Annotated in this window: 16 protein-coding genes and 1 pseudogene; 6 read left to right on the top strand and 11 right to left on the bottom strand. The window is 64.6% G+C overall.

Annotation, left to right across the window (positions count from 1 at the left end; genetic code table 11):
* Positions 1-110: 110 nt before the first annotated feature.
* Positions 111-1,473 (bottom strand): annotated as a pseudogene (locus tag HQ354_RS21065) (sulfite reductase subunit alpha).
* A gap of 75 nt (positions 1,474-1,548) precedes the next feature.
* Positions 1,549-3,009: a DUF2079 domain-containing protein gene (locus tag HQ354_RS21060; protein ID WP_308115256.1), complete on the bottom strand. Its 1,461-nt coding sequence runs from the start codon at positions 3,007-3,009 to the stop codon at positions 1,549-1,551.
* Between the two features lie 202 nt (positions 3,010-3,211).
* Between HQ354_RS21060 and HQ354_RS21055 the strand changes: the two genes are divergently transcribed.
* On the top strand, positions 3,212-3,436 hold the full coding sequence (locus HQ354_RS21055; RefSeq protein ID WP_068427164.1) for a DUF2510 domain-containing protein: 225 nt from the start codon (positions 3,212-3,214) through the stop codon (positions 3,434-3,436).
* A 7-nt stretch (positions 3,437-3,443) separates the two neighbouring features.
* On the opposite strand, the gene HQ354_RS21050 is transcribed toward HQ354_RS21055, so the two are convergent.
* Positions 3,444-4,436, bottom strand: a complete 993-nt coding sequence (locus tag HQ354_RS21050; protein WP_222635503.1) for a S1 RNA-binding domain-containing protein — start codon at positions 4,434-4,436, stop codon at positions 3,444-3,446.
* A gap of 74 nt (positions 4,437-4,510) precedes the next feature.
* Between HQ354_RS21050 and HQ354_RS21045 the strand changes: the two genes are divergently transcribed.
* Positions 4,511-5,488, top strand: coding sequence for a sigma-70 family RNA polymerase sigma factor (locus HQ354_RS21045; protein ID WP_068427166.1), 978 nt, complete (start codon positions 4,511-4,513; stop codon positions 5,486-5,488).
* Positions 5,489-5,530: 42 nt separating this feature from the next.
* On the opposite strand, the gene HQ354_RS21040 is transcribed toward HQ354_RS21045, so the two are convergent.
* Positions 5,531-5,938 (bottom strand): VOC family protein, encoded by a 408-nt coding sequence (locus HQ354_RS21040; RefSeq protein WP_068427168.1) that lies wholly within the window; start codon positions 5,936-5,938, stop codon positions 5,531-5,533.
* A gap of 203 nt (positions 5,939-6,141) precedes the next feature.
* Here HQ354_RS21040 and HQ354_RS21035 point away from each other — a divergent pair, with 203 nt between their 5' ends.
* On the top strand, positions 6,142-6,879 hold the full coding sequence (locus HQ354_RS21035) for an SDR family oxidoreductase (protein WP_068427169.1): 738 nt from the start codon (positions 6,142-6,144) through the stop codon (positions 6,877-6,879).
* Between the two features lie 94 nt (positions 6,880-6,973).
* Here HQ354_RS21035 and HQ354_RS21030 read toward each other — a convergent pair whose 3' ends face one another.
* The 7 genes from HQ354_RS21030 to HQ354_RS21000 all read right to left on the bottom strand — a co-directional run bounded on the left by HQ354_RS21030 (position 6,974) and on the right by HQ354_RS21000 (position 12,952).
* Positions 6,974-7,237: a hypothetical protein gene (locus HQ354_RS21030; protein WP_068427171.1), complete on the bottom strand. Its 264-nt coding sequence runs from the start codon at positions 7,235-7,237 to the stop codon at positions 6,974-6,976.
* Between the two features lie 354 nt (positions 7,238-7,591).
* Positions 7,592-8,353, bottom strand: a complete 762-nt coding sequence (locus HQ354_RS21025) for an HpcH/HpaI aldolase/citrate lyase family protein (protein WP_114332155.1) — start codon at positions 8,351-8,353, stop codon at positions 7,592-7,594.
* Between the two features lie 14 nt (positions 8,354-8,367).
* Positions 8,368-9,324 carry an aldo/keto reductase gene (locus tag HQ354_RS21020; protein WP_068427175.1) on the bottom strand — a complete coding sequence of 319 codons (957 nt, stop codon included), beginning with the start codon at positions 9,322-9,324 and terminating at the stop codon, positions 8,368-8,370.
* Positions 9,321-10,160 carry an ATP-binding cassette domain-containing protein gene (locus HQ354_RS21015; RefSeq protein WP_068427176.1) on the bottom strand — a complete coding sequence of 280 codons (840 nt, stop codon included), beginning with the start codon at positions 10,158-10,160 and terminating at the stop codon, positions 9,321-9,323. Before HQ354_RS21015 ends, HQ354_RS21020 begins: the two co-directional genes overlap by 4 nt.
* Positions 10,157-11,002 (bottom strand): ABC transporter ATP-binding protein, encoded by an 846-nt coding sequence (locus HQ354_RS21010; RefSeq protein ID WP_068427178.1) that lies wholly within the window; start codon positions 11,000-11,002, stop codon positions 10,157-10,159. Before HQ354_RS21010 ends, HQ354_RS21015 begins: the two co-directional genes overlap by 4 nt.
* A gap of 1 nt (position 11,003) precedes the next feature.
* Entirely contained in the window at positions 11,004-11,933 is a 930-nt protein-coding gene (locus HQ354_RS21005; protein WP_243636957.1) for an ABC transporter permease, read from the bottom strand.
* Positions 11,933-12,952 carry an ABC transporter permease gene (locus tag HQ354_RS21000; RefSeq protein ID WP_240930905.1) on the bottom strand — a complete coding sequence of 340 codons (1,020 nt, stop codon included), beginning with the start codon at positions 12,950-12,952 and terminating at the stop codon, positions 11,933-11,935. The genes HQ354_RS21005 and HQ354_RS21000 overlap by 1 nt, the downstream gene beginning before the upstream one ends.
* Positions 12,953-13,236: 284 nt before the next feature.
* Here HQ354_RS21000 and HQ354_RS20995 point away from each other — a divergent pair, with 284 nt between their 5' ends.
* The 3 genes from HQ354_RS20995 to HQ354_RS20985 are packed head-to-tail and all read left to right on the top strand — an operon-like array spanning position 13,237 to position 16,737.
* Positions 13,237-14,814 (top strand): ABC transporter substrate-binding protein, encoded by a 1,578-nt coding sequence (locus HQ354_RS20995; RefSeq protein ID WP_222635504.1) that lies wholly within the window; start codon positions 13,237-13,239, stop codon positions 14,812-14,814.
* 19 nt (positions 14,815-14,833) lie between these two features.
* Positions 14,834-16,066, top strand: coding sequence for an exo-alpha-sialidase (locus tag HQ354_RS20990; RefSeq protein ID WP_068427180.1), 1,233 nt, complete (start codon positions 14,834-14,836; stop codon positions 16,064-16,066).
* Positions 16,063-16,737, top strand: coding sequence for an SDR family NAD(P)-dependent oxidoreductase (locus HQ354_RS20985; protein WP_068427216.1), 675 nt, complete (start codon positions 16,063-16,065; stop codon positions 16,735-16,737). Before HQ354_RS20990 ends, HQ354_RS20985 begins: the two co-directional genes overlap by 4 nt.
* Positions 16,738-16,740: the final 3 nt, after the last annotated feature.

The raw sequence follows: 16,740 nt of genomic DNA, 5'->3' as shown, positions 1-16,740 counted from the left end.
TCCTTCGTCGATCACCGTGTGCACTCTCGAAGTCCAGCAGAAGTGAAGATAGCCGGTGGGTCCGACAAAAAGCGTGAGGCGCTCGCGGTGGCGAGCAGGGGGACGAGGACTCAGTACACGTCGCGCAGGTAGCGCTTGTCACGCTTGAGTTCGGCCACGTAGTCGTCGGCCTGATCGGATGTGCGCCCGCCGTGCTCGACGATGACATCGTGCAGCGCGGCGTCGACGTCCTTGGCCATGCGCGTCGCGTCGCCGCAGACATAGAAGTAGCCGCCCTCTTCGAGCCAGGCGTACAGTTCCTTGCCGCTCTCGCGCATCCGATGCTGGACGTAGATCTTCTCGTTCTGATCGCGCGAGAACGCGAGGTCGAGCTTGGTGAGCACACCGTCGCGCGAGAAGCCGTCCAGCTCGTCCTCGTAGAGGTAGTCGCTGCCGCGATGCTGGTCGCCGAAGAACAGCCAGTTGCGTCCCGACGCGTGACGCGCACGTCGTTCGTGCAGGAACGCGCGGAAGGGCGCGATGCCGGTGCCGGGCCCGACCATGATGACGGATGCATCGTCGTCGGTGGGAAGCCGGAAGGACTTGTTGGCCGACAGGAACACCCCTACCGTTGCGCCCTCGGACACTCGGTCCGCGAGGAATGTCGAACACACACCACCGCGATCGCGCGCGGCCGACCGGTAGCGCACACTCGACACCGTCAGATGCACGGTGCCTTCGTGCGCGAGCGGCGACGACGAGATGGAGTACACGCGGTGTTGCAGCGGGCGCAGGAGGCCGAGCAGTTCCGCCGGTTCGAGCGCCAGCTTGTCGTCGAGAGCGAGCACGTCGAGGACGTCCTTACCCCAGGTCCACGCGTCGAGTGCTTCGCGGTCTCCGGTCGACAGGACGTGGCAGAGCTCGTCGTCGCCGGTGCGCTCGGCAACCGTTTCGAGGAGATCCATCGACGGAACGCCGATCTCGTACGAATGGGTGAGCAACTCGTCGAGTCGTTGTTCGGCGCCTTTCACGACGACGGTCGTATCCGGTGACACGCCCACACGGCCGATCAACGCGTCGACCAGTTCGGGATTGTTGACCGGCTTCACACCGAGGCCGTCGCCGACTTCGTAGTTCAGGCCGCTGTCACCGAGCGCGAACGCGTAGTGCCGTATTTCCTTGGTGGACTCGGGGCCGGACAGGACGCGGTTGGCCAGCACCGTCGCTCGGTACGGATTCTTGCGGTTCCACGGCGAGCGCTTCGAGGCGGCTCTGGCAGGCGTGGCCGCAGGTGCCTCCGGCGCGACGTCGCTGTTCGGACGGTCGACCGTCCTGGTTGCCCCCTGTGCTTCCCGTCGTGCGTCGATGTCTCGTCCCGCCTTACCGTATTCGTCGTAGCTGGTCTCACCCAGCGCCACTGCGAAAACAACTTATCCAGTGTAGGGGCTGAACCGGCGGCCACAGCGTCTGGGAACGTTGTGTGTTGTCCGGCATTTTCTCGTCGACCTCGGTGCACGTCACAATCGGTTCCGCAGGTCGACCGGCTCGGAGATCTCGATTCGGCCGGGTCTACGGCTGTACCCGCTGCAGGACTTCGATGCCGTGGGCTTCGGATCGGACCACGTAGCCCGACGCCAACGCCGCGTCGACGGCTTTCGCATCGCCCTTCGCGTCCGCCGGCCATCCAGCAGGATCTGCGCGATCGACGACGATCCAGTCGGGCGTCGTCGTATCGGTCGATCGCTGCGGAAACACCGAGACATCGTGCGTCGCGACGAACTGCGGAACGAGGTTGTTCGACGCGGCGATCGTCTCGTCGTCGGGAATCATGCGTGCAACCTCGGCGGTCTCGACAGCCTGCGGGTCGATCCGCCAGCCGTCCGGAGTGACCAGGCGCGCCATCGGCAGGAACGGCAGCGCGACGAGTGCGACGGCCGCCACCGCCGTAAAGATCGTGCGTTGACCCCGCAACGAGAGTTGTCCGTGGCGTCGACTACGGGCGACAGCATCGACGAGTGCCGCGAACACGACGACCATCAGGATCGCGTTGTAGTGGAAGATCGGTTTCCAGAAGTTGGAGTTGTCGCTCAGGAACCGCCACGCGACGGTGGGAACGGCGACGAGCAGCAGCGGCGACCGCAGCGCCGCGAAGGCGGTCACGGCCAACAGAAGAAACGCAGTGGCGGCGCGGGAGTCCCCGTCGACGAAGCCGTGGGCCGTGTCTGCGATCCCCGATCCGAGCGGCGGCATCTTCGAACCCTGGCCGTACGAGTCGTTGCTGCTCAGCAACGGAATGATGACCTTGACGGCCAGAACGAGCCAGCCGAGGCCCCACACGATGGTCAGCAGGCCGAGCAGGCGGTTGCGGCCTACGGTCCAGAACGCCACCAGGGCGCCGATGACGGCGACCGTCAGACCCATGTCCTCCTTGACGAAAACGAGAGGTAGCGCCCACAACAGCGCAGGCAGCCACTTGCGTTGCCCGAGAGACACCATCGACATGGCAAGCAACGGCATCGCGAACGCGATCTCGTGGAAGTCGAAATTCAACGCAGCCTGTACTCCCCACGACAACCCGTACGCGACGGCCACGACGACGCCGACAACCGTGCTGAATTCACGGACCGCCCAGCGTGTCAAGGGAATTGCCGCAGCCGCGAACAGCACGGCCTGGGCGACCAACAGCGTCTCGGCCGACGGAAAGACCCGATAGACCGGCGCCAGCAGCGCAGTGATGGGGGAGAAGTGATCTCCGAGGGTGTTGTACCCGGTACCGAGCAGATTCGACGTCGGGGCATGCAGTTCCGCGTACGACGAGATCTGCTGGACGAAGATGCCGAGATCGAAGCCGGACGTCCGCAACTGGCGGTGTCCCATGACCGACAACATCGCGTACAGCGGCGCGAGCAGGACGAATGCTGCAGCAGCCACCACGCGATCGGCGGTGAGAAGGCGTCCGGGCGTACCGACGGACGGCGAAACGAGTTCTGGTTCGGCCGTCGTGAGCTGGGGTGCTTCGGTGGCTGTCACAAAGAGTGCTGTTTACCGGACGGACCTAGGACGAACCTGAGAATCGCAGGTGGAAGGGGTGGTCGGTCCTTCGATGTCCAGATCGGGCACCCTCGCATCGAAGATGTGTCACTATGGCGCGGAGAATTCGGGCCGATGGGGAGTCGGCGGGGGCGCTTCGGTGAGCACAGGATCGTGCGCGTGCGTAGGGCGGGGGAAGTAGATGGATCTGTTTCAGATCGTCGTGATCACCATCGTGGCGGTCGCCTCGGTTGCGGTCATCGCCGGTTTCCTGGTGATGGTGGTCGGCAGCGAACGTCGGGCCACCGGGCGGGCGAAGACACGTATCGCTCCCGGCTGGTACCCGGACGCGCACGACGAGTCGCTTCTGCGGTACTTCGACGGCCGCGTGCCCACACAGAAGACCGCCAAACGCGAGGTGATCTGACGACCGGTCAGGCGTCCTGCTCGGCCCGTCTCCGTCGTCTGCGTGACCGTCGTGACGGGGGTTGCGACGAAAGATGGTAGTAGAGGGCGTCTTCGGAGTCCTCGACCACGACACGCACCTCGTCGCCGACCTCGAGATAGTCGTCGACGGCGATGCGATCCTTGACGCCGATGACGGCCTTGACCGAACGAGCGGGAATGAGTCCCCGCCTGCCGTCGGGCCCGACGGCGAGGGCGTACCTCGGGCCCGTCCGCGTCACACGCGCCGAGATGATCTCCGGATCCTTCGGCACCGGCGTCGGCTCGGCGACCGGATCGCTCGACACGGACGTTTGCGAATCCAGTTGCGCTGCAAGCTCATCGGCCATCAGATCGACCTGCAGCAGAAGTTCCGCCATCTGCCGTGCGCGGTCGACATGCTTCTTCGACGCCTTCAGCGGCTCACCGGGTTTGTACATGTCCTCGTGCGTCAGTTCGCCCCACGCGTCCTGCAGTCGCGTCTTCACCTGAACCTCGACCTTGACGTCGAGGTCACCCTGATGCGTGGCTACCCGCACGAGCAAGATCGCGTGATAGGCGCGATATCCGTTCGGCTTGGGGAATTCGACGTAGTCCATCGGTTCTCTGGCGAACCGCACGGAACAGTCGGGGTCGTGGCACGCGGCCTCCAACGCGTCGACGAAGGCGTGAAGATCGCGGGGACTCTTGCACAGAACCTTGATTCCGATCAGATCGCCGAGCGCGTCGACGACATCGTCGACGTCGGTCGGCGGAGCAATACGTCCCTCGGCGATCTTGCGTCGCAGTTTGTCCGCGGCACGTGCTGGATCCTTGATGCGTGCGGTTCCGGCGTTGAGACGGTCTCGGTCGACGTTGTCGAGAATCTCGTCGGCGATGGTCTCGAGAAAGTTCTGAGCAGTCACGAGCGCCGCCTGCCAGGCTCGCCCTCGCTGCAGATAGAGGTCGTCGACGAGTTCGTCGATGGTGCTCGCCGCGGTCACCTGACGAAGGCTAGCGTAGGGAACCCGAAATCTTTCCTCCCACGTGTCGGTCTCGAGCATTATCGTGTTGAGGCATGACGGCCACGGTTGCTGAGGGTGACGCGTTCGTTGCACAGTTCGACCCGTACCGGCGCGAGCTGCTCGCGCACTGTTACCGGATGACGGGGTCGATCCACGATGCCGAAGATCTCCTGCAGGAGACCTACATCCGAGCCTGGCGCGGCTACAGCAAGTTCGAAGGCCGATCGTCGATGCGGACGTGGCTCTACCGGATCGCCACCAACACGTGTCTCACCGCGCTGGAGGGAAAGTCGAAGCGGCCGTTGCCCACCGGGCTCGGTGCGCCCAGTTCCGATCCGACCGACGACCTCGTCGAGCGGCACGAGATTCCGTGGCTCGAACCCATCGCGGACTCCGACTTGAGCGACTCCGGTGACCCCGCATCGATCGTCGTCGGACGCGAGTCGATTCGCTTGGCGTTCATCGCTGCACTGCAACACCTTTCGTCCCGTCAACGGGCGGCGCTTCTGATGCGCGAAGTACTCCAGTGGAAAGCGTCGGAGGTGGCCGAGGCGCTCGCGACGACCACGACGGCCGTCAACAGCCTGCTGCAACGTGCGCGCGCCCAGCTCGACGAGATCGCACCCTCCGAGGACGGCGTCGTCGAGCCATCGTCGGCGCAGACACAGGAACTACTGACGAAGTATGTCGACAGCTTCGAAAACTACGACATCGCCCAACTCGTGGAGCTGTTCACTCAGGATGCCGTCTGGGAGATGCCGCCGTTCGTCGGGTGGTACCAGGGTGGAGAGAACATCGGCGCCCTCATTCGCGGAAATTGTCCCGCCAAGGGCGCAGGCGACATGCGGATGGTCGCCACCTCGGCCAACGGGCAGCCGGCGTACGGGCTCTACATGCGCGACGCGTCGGGGACCCATGTGCCGTTCCAACTGCACGTGGTCGACATCGCCGACGACAAGGTCTCGCACGTCACGTGTTTCTTCGATCTGACTCTGTTCGAGCGTTTCGGGTTGCCCGAGCGTCTTCGATAGGCGGCGCGCTGGGCTCGCTACCGAGCCCAGCGCCCTGACCACCTACTCCGACGGCACCGCGCTGGGGTCCATCCACATGACCTCCCAGACGTGGTTGTCCAGGTCGCGGAACGCGCGGCCGTACATGAAGCCGTGGTCCTGTGCCTCCATCCACGACGTACCGCCGGCGGCGATGGCCGAATCGACGAGTGAATCGACCTCGTCACGGCTGTCGGCCGAGATGCACATCAGCACCTCACGCGATCGAGTGGTGTCGGCGATGTCGTCCGAGATGAAGTCCTTGAAACGGGCGTCGGAGAGAAACATCACCGTCGCCTGGTCGCTGATCACCATCGAAGCAGTGTTCTCGTCACTGAACACCTCGTTGAATTCGAAGCCCAGTGTCGAGAAGAAATTTTTCGTCGCCGCGACGTCCTTGACCGGCATGTTGGCGAACAGCATTCGTGCCATGTGAACAGCTCCTCAATCTGTGATCGTGTCGGTGAGAACCGCGATTGCCCTCGCTCGTATGGACGGGACCACATCCGGAAACTCATCGCAATTCGGGCAAGCAATTTTTCGCAGCATTCGGCGGCGCGACGAGTCTGTAGCAAGATGGACCCACGGGAACGAGCCGACGGCGCGTTCCCGTTGTTCGTCGAAGAGGAGAATTCATGGATTTGGGACTGGCGGGTAAGGCGTTCGTCGTCACGGGCGGAACCGAAGGACTGGGTCTGGCCAGTGCGCGCGAACTACTGCGCGAGGGAGCGAAGGTGACGGTGACGTCCCGGTCCCAGGACAAGGTGGACGACGCCGTCTCGGAACTCGGAACCCACCGGCCCAACGCGGTGCATGGAATGGTTGCCGACAATGGTCATCCCGCGACGGCGGGTTTGGTCGTCGACTCGGCCCTCGCGCACTGGGGCAAACTCGACGGCCTCGTCGTCAGTGTCGGAGGACCACCGCCCGGTACTGCACTCGGTTCCTCGGATGGCGACTGGCAGAACTACTTCGATTCGGTCTTTCTGGGGGCGGTCCGACTGGTACGCAGCGCAGCAGCTGCGATGACCGAAGGCAGCGCCATCGTGCTCGTCTTGTCCAGTTCGGCGAAGAGTCCGATCACCGGATTGGGGATCTCGAACGGTCTTCGTCCTGGTTTGGCGATGGCGGCCAAAGATATGGCCGACGAATTGGGCCCGCGTGGAGTTCGAGTCGTCAGCGTGCTTCCGGGTCGGTTCGACACCGCGCGCGGCGGCGAAGTGAGCGGCGAGGCCGCCGCGCAGATCCCGCTGGGGCGAATCGGTGATCCCGAAGAGTTCGGACGGACGGTGGCGTTCCTTGCATCGCCTGCGGCGTCCTACATCACAGGGTCGGCGGTTGCCGTCGACGGAGGCGCACTCCGCGCCCTGTGAGCGCGTCCTGAAACTACTCAGCCCCGGAAGACAGTCGACTGTCTTCCGGGGCTGATGTGCGCACGAAGGAGGGGGATGGGGATGCAGCGGGGGTTTAACCTGCCACCGAAGCGATCCGAGCCAGCATGCGCTTGAGCACCGATCCGTCGGTTCCGAGACCGTCGAAGGTGGAGCCGGTCTCGTCTGCGCCGTTCGCGGTCTTCGCGGCGAGCTGTCGAACAAGTTCACTGCGACGTTCGATCGCGCCGAGAATATCGGCGTCGAGTGCGACTACCTGCTCGTGGAGCTTCTCGATCTCCCCTGCACCCGACGGGGTCTCGTCGGCGCTGACATCGAGTGAATCGATCTGCAAAGTCACATCGTCTCCTTTTGTTCGCGTCCTGGGGAGGAAGTCGCTCTGCCCCGTGGATCTGTTACATGGTCGCTCTATGTGTCAACGATGTTTCGTAGCCCTTAACAACATGCCCACCGAGATGGCCTGCGCCAACCCTTCGACGGTGTGATGCTGCCAACAATCCGAACCGAGAGGCCCGGGTCGGCTTTCGACAACCCAGTCCCACAACGCACCGAAGGCACGGAAGTAATCCCGTGCCTCGCGTGCGTGAGTCGTTCCACAGTCTGTATTCGGAGCCGAGCGCGATGTGTATTGCGACCGTCGTGCGCAGAAATGTAGAGCCCGCTCTACATTTCTGCGCACGGGTGCCGGCGGCGCCTACCCTCGGGCGGCCTTCAGGTGATCCGACGACACCGCCTTCAGGTGCGTCAGATCCGACGCGACGGTGGCGAGCGTGTATCCCTCGGCGAGCCGACGTGCCGCGACGTCACCGGACGGTGTGTGAATGCCCGCGGCAATTCCGGCAGCAGCTGCCGCCTTCTGCACGCGGACGAGTGCAGCCTCGAAGGCCTCGTCGACCGAGGTGTCGCTGGGGGATGCCCCACCGACTGCCAGGCGCAGGTCCGACGGTCCCACGTAGACGCCGTCCAGACCTGGAACCGCGCAGATCTTCTCGACGTTCTCCAAGCCCTGCGGCGTCTCGATCATCGCCAGGACGACGGTGTCGCGGTTCGCATCTGCCGGCGTCGGACCGATGCGCAGCTGTGAACGCATGGGTCCGTACGACCGGATTCCGGCCGGAGGGTAGGTAGCTGCCGACACCGCGGCGGCTGCGTCCTCGGCGGTGTCGATCAGAGGGACGATGACACCTGCGGCTCCCGCGTCGAGCGCACGGCCGATCGCCGTCGCGTCGTTCGCCTCGACGCGAATCATGCCGGCGGGCCCGTTCGCCGCGTCGATGGCGGTGAGTCCGGCGAGCATTCCCGAGTAGCCGATCAGTCCGTGCTGAAGATCCAAGGCGATGTAATCCCAGCCGACGTGGGCAAGCCATTCAGTGGAGACCGGGCTGTCGATGACGGACCAGTATCCGAGGATGCGCTCCCGGTTTCGGACGCGGGCGGCGAATTCCTGTGCAGTCATGTCTGGTGCGCCTTTCAGCGGTTGTAGTTCGGCATCGGCCCGCGCAGCGCGGCACCGACCTCGTCGCATGCGGTGACGACGTCGTCGTCGAGTGGACCCTTGCGGACCGCCGCGATGTTGGCGACGAGATGGTCGACCTTCGAGCCCCCGAGGAGAATCGGCCCCGTCGCAGGCTTGGACACGAGCCAACGCATCGCGAGTTCGGTCATCGGCATCCGCGCGTCTTCCGCGATCTTCGTCAGCTGTGCGATCGCGTCGAAAATTGCTGTGTTCCAGTACCGTTCGCGGTACATGGCCGCGAGTCGGGAATCGCCGAACCGGCCGTCGGTCGGTTCTGCTTCGAACGAGTGCTTTCCGGTCAGCAACCCCCCGCCGAGCGGGTTGTAGACCATCGTGACGAGGCCGGTGACCTCCGCGAACTCGGCGTACTCCTCTTCGATCCTGCGAGCGAGGAGGTTGTACAGCTGCTGCGCGACGATCGGTCGCGGCGCACCGACTGCGTCGGCGACGTGGTTGATCTCGCCGATCTGCCACGCCGCGAAGTTCGAGACACCGAGCGCGCGAATCTTGCCCTCTTTCACCAACTCCGCCACCGTGGAGAGCGTGTCGGCGAGGTCGGCCGCGCGATCGGGCTGATGCAGATAGAACAAGTCGACGTAGTCGGTGTTCAGTCGCGTCAGGCTGGCCTCGACGCTGAGGCGAAGTCCGGCGGGGGAGAGCGGACTGTTGTCGCCTGCATCGGGATTCGGCATCCCTGCCTTCGTCGCGACGGTCACCTGGTCGCGTCGTGACGCCAGAAGACCGGCGAGGATGCGCTCCGATTCGCCTCCGGCATACCCGTTCGCGGTATCGATGTGGGTGATGCCCGCATCGAGCGCGGCGTCGACCATCCGGGCTGCGCCGTCCGCGTCGACGGTGTCGCCGAACGTCATCGTTCCCAGAACGAGGGGCGAGATGTCGAGCGAAGTCATGCTGTTACTCCTACAGAGGTCTGGGCGAGACGCGAGACGATGTGTCGCGGCTTGATTCCGTGCATCGCGGCGGGGTCCAGAGCCGCAGCGCGCAGTGCACGAGTGTACGGCTCCTTCGGCCTGGCGAGAACGTCGTCGGTGTCGCCTGCTTCGACGATTCGGCCCTTCGACATCACGACGACGGTCTCGCTGATCTCGCGCACCACACCGAGGTTGTGCGAGATGAACACGTACGTAAGGCCTGTGTCGCTCTGGATTTCGCGCAGCAGATCGAGTACCTGCGCCTGCACCGAGACGTCCAGTGCGCTCGTGGCCTCGTCGCACACGAGGATCTCCGGTCCGGCGGCGAGCGCACGCGCGATACCGATGCGCTGACGCTGACCACCCGAGAATTCGACGGGCCGACGATTCAATGCGGTCTTCGGCAATCCGACGCGGTCGATGAGCTTGGCGGCCTTCTTCGCTCGCTCGGACTTGTTGCGAATGCCCTTCAGTCGCAATGGCTCACCGACGATGTCGACCGCGGTCAGATGAGGGTCGAGTGAGCCGTACGGGTCCTGGAACACCATCTGCACACGAGACCGGAACGGGCGCAACGCCTTTTCCGACAGCTGAGAAATGTCGGTGCCGTCGACGACGATCTTTCCCGACGTCGGCGTCAGCAACCGGACGATCGATTTGGCGATGGTGGACTTGCCGCAGCCCGATTCGCCCACGACGGCCAGCGTCTTGCCCTTGTCGACGGAGAAGCTCACCGAGTCGACGGCACGGAAGACGCCGTCACCGACGGGGTATTCGACGACGAGATCTTCGACGGACAACAGTGGCGCGGTCATACTGCTACCTCTCTCGGTGCGGTGCCGTAGGGAGCGGGGTCCGGCGATCCGTCCCACGACCCCAGGTGCGGAATCGCGTCGAGCAGCTTCTTGGTGTAGGGATTCTGCGGCGCTGCGACGAGTTCCTCGGCGGCGCCGTTCTCGACGAACACACCGCTCTTCATGACGTAGATCCGATCGGAGACGAGCCGCGCGACGCCGAGATCGTGTGTGATGACGAGCATTCCGATGCCGGTGCGTTCCTGTAACTCCAACAACAGGTCGAGAATGCTGGCCTGAACGGTGACGTCGAGGGCGCTGGTCGGCTCGTCGGCGACGATCAGCTCGGGGCCCGACGCCAGTGCGCTCGCGATCAGCACGCGCTGCAGCATGCCGCCGGACATCTGATGGGGATACTTCTTCAGCTGCGTCGACGGATTCGGGATGCGCACCTGCTCGAGTAGTTCGATGCACCGAGCCGTCTGCTTCGCCTTCCCGGACACACCGCTGTGCCTGACGGCTTCGGCGAGCTGGCTGCCGATGGTGTGGACCGGCGACAGTGCCGTCATCGGATCCTGTGGGATCAGTGCGATGTGCTTGCCGCGAATCTTGCAGAGCTGCTTGGTCTTACCGAGGATTTCGGTGTCCTTGAAGGTCACCGATCCGGAGAGCACCGCGAGATCCGTCGGAAGGAGCCCGAGCAATCCCATGGCCGTCGTCGACTTTCCCGAGCCCGACTCGCCGATGATAGTGACGGTTTCGCCGGCGTCGATGCAGAAGGAAACGCCGTCGACGGCGCGCACGACGCCCTTGTCGGTGACGAGTTCGATCTGGAGGTCGTCGACCTTCAACAGAGTGCCCATGTCAGGCGCCTTTCTTGAAGCGGGGAAAGATTCCGAAGCGGCCGAGTCCGGCCGGGCGGTCTCGCAGGCCGTCGCCCAGTAGGTTGACGCCGACCACGAGCAGCACGATGACGAGGCCCGGCAGGGTGACGAGCCACCACGACGTCGTGATGTAGTCCTGGCCGTCGGAGATGATGCGTCCCCACGTCGCGAACGGGCGCTGCGGTCCGGCACCGAGGTAGCTCAGTGCGCTCTCGAGCAGAACGGCCTGGGCGAGGAGGAGAAGAACGACGAGCGACGCCTGCTTGAAGATGTTCGGCACGACGTGGCGAAGCAGAATCGCGACACGTCCGAGGCCCAGTACTCGCGCGGCGGCCACGTACGGCTTCTCACGTTCGACGAGCACCAGAGAGCGCGTCAGACGGGCGATCTCGGGCCATTGCGCGATCGCGATGACGAACGTGATGACGGGGATCGACGGACCGAACAGTGCGACGACGAGCAGAAGCATCATCAACAGCGGAAGCGACAGCTGCGCTTCGAGCAGCCGGGACACGACGGTGTCGACCCACCCGCCGAGGAAGCCTGCGAGCGAGCCGAGAATCAGCCCGATCAGGCCGGAGACGAGTACGGCAAGGATGCCCACGGTGAGCGACACCTGTCCGCCGTAGAGGACACGGGAAAGAAGGTCGCGACCGAGTTGGTCCGTGCCGAAAAGATGCCCGTCGGTCAATGGTGGCAGCCGACGCTTCGCGAGGTCGGTTGCGTCGGGAGATGCGAGCGGAAGCACCCGCGCCAGCGCGACGGGCAGAATGACCGCCAGGGCGCAGAGCGTGCCGACCCAGATCTTGACGCGGCTGTCGCGGCTGCGGCGCGTGGCACCTGCGGTGGCGAAGTCCTTGGCGGTGACGGCACTGGGCCGGGAGGTCTTCGGGGTGTCGACGACGGTCATCAGTTGGCTGCCTTCCCGAGTCGGACGCGGGGGTCGAGGAGTGGGTAACAGAGGTCGACCGCCAGCTGTACGAGCACCGCGAGAACCGCGGTCACCAGCACCGTTGCCTGGATCAGCGGGTAGTCGCGTGTTTCGAGTGCGCGGACGACCAGGGAACCGACGCCGGGCCACGCGAACACGACCTCCACGACGACGACACCGTTGAGCATCGACGCGAAGCGCGTACCCAAGGCGGTGACGACGGGGATCGACGAGTTGCGGAGCGCGTATCGCCACGTGATCTCGCGCTCGGAGACGCCGCGCGAGCGAGCCACGGTGACGTAGGGCGACGCGTAGGCGTTCACCATCTCGCGTCGGACCATCCTGGAGATGAGTGCGATCTGCAGTACCGCGACGGTGAGGGCGGGCAGAAGCAGGCTCGACCATGTCGTGAACCCGGCGGCCGGAAGCACCGGCACCAGGACGGCGAAGAACGTGAGAAGCATCAAGCCGGTCCAGAAGTCGGGCATCGACTGACCCGCGATCGTGACGATGTTGGCGCCGAGTTCGCGGCGGGTGTCGGCCCGGCGTGCCATCCAGATTCCCAGGGGAATCGAGACGATGGTGGTCAGCAGGATCGCCGCGAATGCCAGCGTGACCGTGTACGGAATGCGTTGCAGGACGACGTCGAGCGCAGGTGCCTGGAACGAGTACGACGTACCGAGGTCGAGGGTGAACAGACCCTTCAGATACAGCAGGTACTGGGTGAAGACCGACTGGTCCAAGCCCAGGTTCGTGCGAATCTGCGCCAGATCCTCGGTGGTGGCGAGCGGGCCGGCCATCGAGTAGGCCGGATCACCCGGGGCCATACGGATCAGCACGAACACCGTCGTGAGTGTCAGGAAGATGGTCAGAAGGCTCTGTCCGAGCCGGCGCACCACGTACCGTGCCGTCGGCGCGGTGAGGAACGCCGGGAGCGCCGAGTCCTTGCGGGACTTGGCGGCGGGAACGCTCGGGGGAGCGGCAGTGAGCTGCGTCATTTCCCCACCTTCGTTCCGCGAAATGCCTGGGTCATCGTCGACCTTTCGATAACACTGCTGCGTTCGAATACTTCGCGGGTGGCACGCACGTGCCACCCGAACGTTTGTAACTCAGCTCACAATGTCACTACTGCGCGATTTGCGCAAGTCCGAATTAGTTTCTGCGTATTTCGAGCAATTCGGTGTACAGTCTGGGTTGTGTCCACGATCACTTTCGTCGAGTCTGCCCGCGCGGCATCGATTCGACGCCCACATCTCGATGTGACAGTCACGAGGGGTCAACGATGACCGAAAGCTTTGTCAGTCAACCGTTCTCGCGACGGAACCTGTTTCGCGGCGGGTTGATTCTCGGCGCGGGCCTGTCCCTGGGCGGCGGACTGACCGCGTGCGCAACACCTACGGGTAAGCCCGGTCCCGACACCGTCAGCCTGGCGATGAACCGTTCGATGGTCAGCCTCGACAACAAGCTCCTGCAGTTCGACGCGGCACTGACGGTGCAGCGGGCGGTGCGCGAGGCGTTGACGACGATCGATACGTCGCTGAAGGTGCAGCTCGTTCTCGCGGACAGCTTCGAGCTCGTCGCCCCGACTCAGTGGCTCGTCCACCTGCGCCCGGGCGTCACCTACTCCGACGGTAGCCCGGTGCGCGTCGAGGACGTCGACACCGCACTGAAGATGTACAGCCAGGTGAGTGGTTCGTTCGTGGGCGGCTTCTTCCCCGAGTGGCCGACCGTCGGCAAGATCGACGAGTCGACCTTCACGCTCGACACCGAACGACCGGTGCCGGTGCTGGACTACTTGATGTCGAACATCCTCATCACGCCTGCGGCTCAGAACGTTCCGGAAGACCTGCAGGGTGGCGTCGGAACCGGCCCGTACATCGTGACCGAGGCGGACCGCGGCACCGGCAACTATTCGCTCGCCCGCAACACGAAGTACTGGGGTGCGGCGCCGTCGGTCGAATCGGTGAACATCCGTTTCGTTCCGGACGAGTCCAACCGGGTCGTCTCGCTGCGCAGCGGGGAGGTCGACGTCATCGACGCGATCACGCCGGACGCGGCCGACCAGCTGGCCGGGCTGGCGGGAGTGACGGTGGAACGCGTCGACGGTGTTCGGTTGAACCAGCTGTTCTACAACTTCCGCAAGCCGCAGGGGCATCCGCTCGCCGACGCGCGCGTCCGAAAAGCGTTGAGCTATGCGATCAACGGCAACGCGCTCATCGATCAGGTGATGCAGGGAGCGGCGACGCCGTCGCGCGGCGTCGTACCGGGAATTCTGGACGGTGCGATCGAGACCGGCGAATACGTCTACGACCCACAGCGTGCTCGGGCTGAACTCGATGCGCTCGGTGTGCGTGATCTCGAACTCAAGATCATCTGGGAGACGGGTGAATTCGCCGCCGACACCGACATCATGGAATCGGTGTTGCAGATGTTGTCGGCGGTCGGCGTTCGCGCGACGCTGCAGCAGTTCGAGCCCGGTGGCGACATCTCGACGTGGCGACAGGGCAAAGCCGGCGACTGGGACATCCTGGGTAACGGTTTTCCCAGCCCGACGGGCCTCGCGGTCACGATCATGCAGGGCATGTACGCGGGAACGGCCGCGAAGGAAGAGACGCGAGACACCTACCACGGCTACATCTTCCCGGAGATCTCCGCGCTGATCGCGAAGGGTTCGGAGGATCCGAATCCGGTGACGCGCAAGGAGACTCTCGCCGAAGCGCAGCGTCGCATCTGGGAGACCTGGCCGTGCCTGTGGTCGTTCGTGCCGAAGACGGTCATCGCACGCAACAACCGAATCGACGGAATCGGTCTGCGTCCCACCAACTCGTACGACATGGCTGCGGTCACCCTCCGAGCTTGATCGAAGAAGAAAGAAGAACATGAGCGACACGAGCTTCCTCACCCCCGGCGACCTCCTCGCCGACGGCGTACTCCGCGACACCGACGAGACGGGGCGTTCAGACGCGTTTCTTCCTGCCCCGCAGGTGCAGAACCACGCCGCGAATCTGGCGGTGTTGCCCGACGGGTCGCTCGCGTGCGTGTGGTTCGCCGGAACGCAGGAGGGTGTCCCGGACATCAGCGTGTGGTTCTCGCGATTGGAATCGGGGGCGCAGGTGTGGAGCGAACCCGTGCAGCTTTCCGACGATCCGACGCGGTCCGAGCAGAATCCTGTTCTGTTCGTGCGTGATTCGGGCGTCGTGTGGCTGCTGTGGACGTCGCAGCATGCAGGCAATCAGGACACGGCACGTGTACTTCGTCGCATCTCCACCGACGGTGGCCTCAGCTGGGGTGATGCTCATGTTCTGATTCCCGAGACGGATGCCGGTGGCGTGTTCGTGCGTCAGCCCGTCATTGCGCTGTCGTCGGGTCGCCTGCTGCTACCGGTCTTCCACTGCGTCAAGATCGAGGGGCGAAAGTGGGTCGGTGACCGCGACTACAGCGGCGTGATGATCTCCGACGACGACGGTGAGACCTGGCGTGAGTCGGTCGTGCCGGACAGCCTCGGGTGCGTGCACATGAACATCGTCGTTCGCGAGGACGATTCGCTGGTCGCCCTCTACCGCAGCCGGTGGGCCGACTTCGTCTACCGCAGTGTCTCGACCGACGGTGGTGAGACCTGGAGTGTTCCTGTGCCGACCGAGCTCCCGAACAACAATTCGTCGGTTCAGGCGGTCGGTCTCGACGACGGACGGTTGGCTCTCGTCTACAACCACTCGTCGGCGCTCGACGCCACGTCACGTCGTACGTCTCTGTACGACGAGATCGACGACGACGGTCTGGCGGAAGGCGGCCAGGCCGACGGTTCCGCCGCGGCGATCGAGGCCCCGATCGACGACGGGGACGCGCGTGCCGCGTTCTGGGGCGCTCCTCGGGCGCCGATGACGCTCGCGGTCTCGTCGGACGGCGGAGTCACCTGGCCGGTTCGACGCAACCTCGACGAGGGCGACGGGTTCTGCCTGACGAACAACTCGCGAGACGGCTCGAACCGCGAGTTCTCGTACCCGTCGATCACCGAGACCGCTGACGGGCGAATTCACGTCGCCTACACGTACTTTCGTCAAGCGATCAAGTACGTGCAGCTCGACCGAGCGTGGATCGGCGGGTCGGAATGAGCGGACATGCCATCGTGACGGGAGTGAGCAGCGGCATCGGCGCGTCGATCGCCGCGAAGCTCCTGGGCGAGGGCTGGCGTGTGACGGGTCTGAGCCGGACGCGCCCGTCCGAAGGATTCGGCGGCGACTGGGTGGGGATCGACCTGTCCGATACTGCGGCCGTCGCAGATCTCGTTGCGACACTGGATGATCCGACGGCGGTGATTCACGCCGCCGGCGTCCAGCGATCGGGCCGCCTCGGTGCTCTGGACGCCGCACACGGCGAACAGATGTGGCGCGTGCACGTCGCTGCTGCGGAAGTGCTGGTGAACGGATTGGCGGACCGGATCGCCGACGGTGGGCGCGTCGTGTTGATCGGCAGTCGCACGATGACCGGCGTTGCCGGTAAGAGCCAGTACGTCGCAACCAAGTCGGCACTGGTCGGCATGGCCAGGTCGTGGGCGATGGAATTGGTCGACCGCGGCATCACCGTCAACGTCGTCGCCCCCGGTCCTACCGACACGCCGATGTTGAACGACCCCGGCCGCAAGAGCACTCCGCCCGTGACGCCACCGCTCGGGCACTTCATCGATCCTGACGAGATCGCCGAGTTGGTCGCGTTCCTGCTGTCCCCGCATGCGCGGAGCATCACCGGACAAACCATCGTCCAATGCGCTGGGACGTCGCTATGACGG

The organism is Rhodococcus sp. BP-261, assembly GCF_019835205.1.
GTDB classification, from domain to species: domain Bacteria; phylum Actinomycetota; class Actinomycetes; order Mycobacteriales; family Mycobacteriaceae; genus Rhodococcoides; species Rhodococcoides kyotonensis_B.
The sequence above is the reverse complement of the archived record's forward strand: the minus strand, read 5'-3'. Positions and strand labels throughout refer to the sequence as shown.